Consider the following 6,203-nt stretch of genomic DNA (forward strand, 5'->3'; position numbering starts at 1 on the left):
GCGTGTTTCAACTCACACTTAACCGACACTGTGTTCCAGACTGATGGCTAACAGTTTCTGTGCTTCGACGGCAAACTCCAGTGGCAGTTCGGAGAACACATCTTTACAGAATCCGTTAACAATCATTGAGATGGCATCATCTTCACTGATGCCACGCTGCAAGCAATAAAACAGTTGGTCATCGCCAATTTTTGATGTTGTCGCTTCGTGTTCCAATTGGGCTGAGTTATTGCGCACTTCCACATACGGGAAGGTATGCGCACCGGAGTCCGGCCCAATCAACATCGAATCACATTGCGTGAAGTTACGTGCGTTATCCGCACCGGGCAGGATTTTCACCAAACCACGGTAGGTGTTCTGGCTATGCCCAGCAGAGATCCCTTTGGCAATAATTGTTGATTTGGTGTTTTTGCCAATATGAATCATCTTGGTACCGGTATCGGCTTGCTGGTGGCCATTCGTTAGTGCCACCGAGAAGAACTCACCGATTGAGTTATCACCCTGTAAAATAACGCTTGGATATTTCCAGGTAATAGCGGAGCCAGTCTCAGATTGAGTCCATGACATTTTTGAACCCGCACCTTCACACAGCGCACGTTTGGTCACGAAGTTAAGAATACCGCCAGTGCTATCAGCACCGGCGAACCAGTTCTGCACCGTTGAGTATTTCACTTCAGCATTTTTGTGCAAAATGACTTCAACGACCGCAGCGTGTAGCTGGTAGCTGTCTCGCACTGGCGCTGAGCACCCTTCGATATAACTGACATAACTGTCTTCGTCAGCAATCAGAATGGTGCGTTCAAACTGCCCTGTTTTAGCCGCATTAATACGGAAATAGGTGGATAGCTCCATCGGACAGCGCACACCTTTTGGCACATAAACAAAAGTGCCATCAGAGGCCACCGCCGCATTTAACGCGGCAAAAAAGTTATCTTTAGCCGGTACCACCGACCCCAGATATTTACGTACCAAATCCGGGTATTCCTGAATGGCTTCGCTAAATGAGCAGAAAATAATCCCTTGTTCGGCTAATTTCCCACGATAGGTAGTCGCAACCGAAACCGAGTCAAAAATAGCGTCTACTGCTACCTCGGCCCCTTCGCGTACCGGAACCCCTAGCTGGGCAAAGGCAGATTCGACCTCTGCGGTGAGGTACTCATTCATCGCCTGTTCAGACAGATCACGTGGTGCCGCACTGTCCGCAGACGATTGCTGCACTGCACCGGGTTGCAAATCACAACTGTCATCACAACTGCCACAGGATGGGGCGGAGTAATAACTGTAATCCTGATAATCCAGACTTTTATAATTGGCTTTCAGCCAGTGAGGCTCTTCCATTTCGAGCCAACTACGATAAGCACCAAGACGAAACTCCAGCATCCATTCAGGCTCATTACGTTTCGCTGAGATGGCGCGAATGACATCTTCACTAAGGCCTTTCGCTAACTGATCAGTCGCAAGCTGGGTAAAAAAGCCTTCTTTGTAACGACCATCGCTGACCCAAGCCTGCACATCATCTGGAACCTCTACATTGCTTCGTGTCATTTCGTTTACATCGCTCAAACGCCAAAACTCTCGCCACACCCGCAGGAATGCTGAGCTTTAGGATTATTAAATTTAAAAATCTGGTTTAGCCCTTCGCGGACATAATCCACCTCGGTGCCATCGATAAACGGCATCGCTTTTAACGGTACGTAGAGTTTGGCACTGCCCTGTTCGAAAACCAGAGCGTCGCTGGCGGGCTCTTTAGCCATATCCATTACATAAGCAAACCCCGCACAACCGGATTGTTTCACGCCAAGCTGCAACCCTTTAATTTGCGGATCTTGCTGCATGAGCCGTGTAATTTGTGCGGCAGCGCTCTCTGTTATCGTTACACCCTGCCAGACATTCTCGTCGAGTGAAAATGTCCCGACTGATTCCTGTTGCATATGCCCTACCTTATATTTCGCAATCACCCATTAGGTTGATCTTTTCAGGTTAACAATTTGCTGGCTGATTATTGAAGAATCAACACAGATTATTCACAATGGTAGTGATAATAATTATCACTTCAACCGTTTGTTTTGCAGGGATATTAAGAAAAGTGCCGTTTGAACCTCGAATGAGGCGGCAACGAGTAAGCATGCTGCGATGGCCGAAGAGGTCTGGAGGAAAAAATGCACTTTTATCACCCTGAAATAAATGAATAAATTCCCCGGTGACGCTAGAATCCCTTACTATATCAAGGGCTAATCGCAGTCAGCCGCTGAGTATTTAAAACATTCATAAAAAATACCTATTTCTGTTTTAACTTTAGCTGAAAACCCCCACAGGGGAAACCTATCATAGAGATTCGCCGCATTTATCGGATAAATGAAACAGTCTGAAGGGAGCAGCAGCAAGTGCCATGAGCTGTTGAAGTCACTCAGAGCCGTTGGCTGGCCCTGAGTAGTCTAATCACGTGTAATTTGGCGGGGAATGACCTTATCGGGACAACACGGCGACGGTTAAACGCGAGGTACAACACAGATGGTCTTCTTCATCAAAAACCTCAATCTGCCACACCTGATGGCTGCGGCCGATATGAATGGCCCGACAGCAACCCCGTACTTTCCCGGAACGTACTGCTTTCAGGTGGTTAGCATTAATCTCCAACCCCACGACTTGCTGGCCTTCGGTGGTACACAGATATCCGGCCATCGAACCGAGCGACTCCGCCAGCACCACCGACGCACCACCATGAAGCAAACCGAAAGGTTGAGTCGTCCGCTGGTCTACTGGCATCGTGGCTTCTATTTCGTTATCAGAGAGGCGGGTAAACTCAATGCCCAAATGCCCAACCATACAGCCCTGGCATTGCTGGTTTAACTGTTCCAGCGTTGCGGTGCGTTTCCACAGCATCTTTTCCCCTTGGTTGTTGAAATTACAGCAGTAATAGCTGTTCTGATTACTCAGCCCATCCTTGGGCTTTGCCTCTGCGAGGCGGCGGCAAGTAGCACCAAGTAAATAGCATACTCAGCTCGCAGGTTAAACCAGCTCAAGCAAAGCTTGTAACGGATGTCTCAGTCCATTGCCTTCAATACGTTTAACCTGACTCCGGCAAGAGTAACCTGTGGCTAAACAACGTTTACCCGGTAACTTTTGTAACGCCTGTTGCCAGGATAACGCGTAAATACCCAACGAGTTATCGATGTTCTTCGCTTCATGACCATAAGTTCCGGCCATGCCACAACACCCGACACTGATGTTTTCCAGTTTGGCACCATAACGGGAGAATATTGCTGCCCAGTGCTGGCTGCTGGCAGGTAGTGCCGTGGTTTCGGTGCAATGTCCAAACAGGTACCAGGATTCGCCACTCATCTGCTGCTCTGGCAGGTCAGCCAGGGCCACTTGTAGCCATTCGTGCACCAATTGCACCGCAAAGTCACCGCGCGTATCACCAAGAATCTCTTTATATTCATCGCGATAACAAAGAACCAGCGCCGGATCAACCCCAACCATCGGCATCCCCAGTAACGAAATGCGATTAAGAAAATCTGCCGTCTTACGCGCCGTTTTAGCAAAACGTTGCAGGAAACCTTTAATGTGCTGCGCTTTACCGTTGGGTGAGAATGGCAACAGCACGGGATTGAAGCCCAGTTTTTCGACCAAGCGAACAAAATCCGCCACCACCTGAGCGTCGTAGTAACTGGTGAAGGGATCCTGCACGATCAGCACATGCTGGCGGCGCTCTGACTCAGACAGTTTCTCCAACTGCTCCAGGGTCATAGTACTGGCATAATGGCCGGATAATGATTGCTTCAACGTTGGGCTAGAAAGCATCGGTAAGTCCACCATACCAATACTCTTCCGGCTTAGCTCCCTGACCCACGGTTGTTTGAGGAAAAAGTTAAACACTTTTGGGGTTTTGGCCATTAACGGCGCATAACTCTCTACTCCAGCCACCACATAGTCACGCAGTGGGCGGTGATAACGGGTGTGATACAACTGTAGGAAGCGGGAGCGGAAGCCCGGTACATCAATTTTTATCGGGCACTGCGTCGAGCAAGCTTTGCATGCCAGACAACCTGACATCGCCTCTTTGACTTCATGTGAGAAATCATAATCCCCCTGACTGGCAGCCCAGGTATTACGGGTTTTCTCAATCAAACTACGCAGGCTGGGGCGTTTGGTCGCCAGCCCTTTCTCTAGTGCAATGGGGTCAACCCCTTGCTCAGATAGCAGCCGTAACCATTCTCGCACCAGCGTTGCCCGGCCTTTTGGTGAATGAATACGGTCACCGGTAATCTTCATCGACGGGCACATCGGGCTACGTGCATCAAAGTTAAAGCACAGACCGTTACCATTACATTCCATCGCACCACGGAATGAGGTTCTTACTGCTAACGGAATACGCCGGTCCAAGGTACCGCGTTTATCTGAGGTATCCACTTTCATCATTGGCGCATCACTGCCCAACGGTGAGCATATTTTCCCCGGATTTAAGCGATTATCAGGATCGAAAACGGATTTAATGCGCCGCAACTCGTGGTAAAGCACTTCACCAAAGAAGTCAGGGCTGTATTCTGCACGGAAACCCTTACCGTGCTCGCCCCATAGCAAGCCGCCATAGCGCGCCGTCAGTTGCACCACTTGGTCAGATATCTGTTTCATCAGCATTTCTTGCTGTGGATCGCACATATCCAGCGCTGGGCGTACATGTAATACCCCCGCATCCACGTGGCCAAACATGCCGTAGCTCAAATTGTGGCTATCAAGCAGTTGGCGGAACTCGACAATATAATCGGCCAAATGTTGTGGTGGCACACAGGTATCTTCCGCAAACGGAATGGGCTTAGCCTGGCCTTTACTGTTGCCTAATAAGCCAACCGCTTTTTTGCGCATACCATAGATACGCTCAATACCCGCTAACTCACTGCAAATCTGGTAACCAATAACGCCGCCTTGCTGAGCAGACATCAGGTCATCCAAGCGCTGACAAAGTGCCTCCATTTGACTATCGATCAGTGCCTTATCATCACCGGCAAACTCAACGATATTCAACCCCAGCATCTCTTTATCAGGGATATCGGTAATCAGCTCTTTTACTGAGTGCCAGACAATATCTTCTTTGGCCAGATTAAGAACTTTAGAGTCCACGGTTTCCACTGACAGCGCTTTGGCTTCCACCATAAACGGGGCATTACGCAGAGCGGAATCGAAGGAGTCATACTTTACATTCACCAGACGGCGAACTTTAGGCAGCGGCGTTATATCCAGTGTCGCTTCAGTAATGAAGGCCAGAGTGCCTTCTGCACCGGTTAAAATTCTTGTCAGGTCAAAGGTTTGCAGGTCATCGCTGAAAACATGACGTAAATCATACCCGGTCAGGAAACGGTTTAATTGCGGGAATTTCTCCAGAATCAGCGCGCGCTGCTCACGGCAGTGATGCAGCACCGTATGATAAATACGGCCGGTTACAGAGTCCTCCTGAGCAATCGTTTGTGCCAATGCCGTCGGCATGGCGCGGGTATCGAGCAGGGTTCCACCCAGCAATATGGCACGCAGCCCCAACACATGGTCGGACGTTTTGCCATACACTAGCGACCCCTGACCGGAAGCATCGGTATTGATCATTCCACCCAACGTAGCGCGGTTACTGGTCGATAACTCGGGCGAAAAGAAGTAGCCGAATGGCCGCAGATATTGATTGAGCTGATCTTTAATCACCCCCGCTTCAACCCGCACCCAACCCTGTTCGGGATTAATCTCCAGAATACGGTTCATATGGCGCGACATATCCACCACAATGCCACTGTTCAGTGCCTGGCCATTGGTGCCAGTCCCGCCGCCGCGCGGCGTAAATACCAGGGATTTAAAACTCTCCAGGCCAGCCAGACGGCCAATCAAGGCAACATCCGCAGTCGAACGAGGAAAAACCACGGCGTCGGGTAGCAGTTGGTAAATGCTGTTGTCCGTTGCCATGGTCAGGCGATCAGCATAATTAGTGGCGGTATCGCCGGTGAATCCGTTTTGCTTCAAAGCATCCAAAAAATCCAGCACCAACTGGATGACACCCGGTGCCTGAGAAATCTGTGGGATCATTAGTGTGACCCTATCTAATAGGTATGTTTGTGGTTCCGCCAAGAGATTATCTGCTAGCAATCCTCTTTGTCGANTAATTTATGTCAATTCAGAATGATGAGAAAGTGATGCGTATCTGCCGAGGATAAATGCGGCAA

At 49.5% G+C, this 6,203-nt stretch carries 4 protein-coding genes; all 4 read right to left on the minus strand.

Translation table 11 applies throughout. From position 1 onward, the window contains the following. Positions 1 to 18 precede the first annotated feature (18 nt). The gene (sufB, locus tag V1952_RS08420) at positions 19 to 1,545 is read right to left on the minus strand and encodes a Fe-S cluster assembly protein SufB (protein ID WP_420071787.1); all 1,527 of its coding nucleotides are present in this window, start codon (positions 1,543 to 1,545) and stop codon (positions 19 to 21) included. Positions 1,546 to 1,559: 14 nt separating this feature from the next. Next, positions 1,560 to 1,931, minus strand: coding sequence for a Fe-S cluster assembly scaffold SufA (gene sufA, locus V1952_RS08425; protein WP_083158723.1), 372 nt, complete (start codon positions 1,929 to 1,931; stop codon positions 1,560 to 1,562). 535 nt (positions 1,932 to 2,466) lie between these two features. After that, positions 2,467 to 2,883, minus strand: coding sequence for a hotdog fold thioesterase (locus V1952_RS08430; RefSeq protein ID WP_083158721.1), 417 nt, complete (start codon positions 2,881 to 2,883; stop codon positions 2,467 to 2,469). 126 nt (positions 2,884 to 3,009) lie between these two features. Beyond that, positions 3,010 to 6,066 carry an FAD-binding and (Fe-S)-binding domain-containing protein gene (locus V1952_RS08435; protein ID WP_420071788.1) on the minus strand — a complete coding sequence of 1,019 codons (3,057 nt, stop codon included), beginning with the start codon at positions 6,064 to 6,066 and terminating at the stop codon, positions 3,010 to 3,012. Positions 6,067 to 6,203: the final 137 nt, after the last annotated feature.

The sequence above is a fragment of the Yersinia sp. 2542 StPb PI genome (genome assembly GCF_048593855.1).
In the GTDB taxonomy this organism is placed as follows: Bacteria; Pseudomonadota; Gammaproteobacteria; order Enterobacterales; family Enterobacteriaceae; genus Yersinia; species Yersinia enterocolitica_E.

What these genes read in the sequence shown, in the direction of transcription:
- sufA (WP_083158723.1), bottom strand. Translation starts at nt 1,931, where the DNA reads ATGCAACAGGAATCAGTCGGGACATTTTCACTCGACGAGAATGTCTGG.
- V1952_RS08430 (WP_083158721.1), bottom strand. Translation starts at nt 2,883, where the DNA reads ATGCTGTGGAAACGCACCGCAACGCTGGAACAGTTAAACCAGCAATGC.
- sufB (WP_420071787.1), bottom strand. Translation starts at nt 1,545, where the DNA reads ATGACACGAAGCAATGTAGAGGTTCCAGATGATGTGCAGGCTTGGGTC.
- V1952_RS08435 (WP_420071788.1), bottom strand. Translation starts at nt 6,066, where the DNA reads ATGATCCCACAGATTTCTCAGGCACCGGGTGTCATCCAGTTGGTGCTG.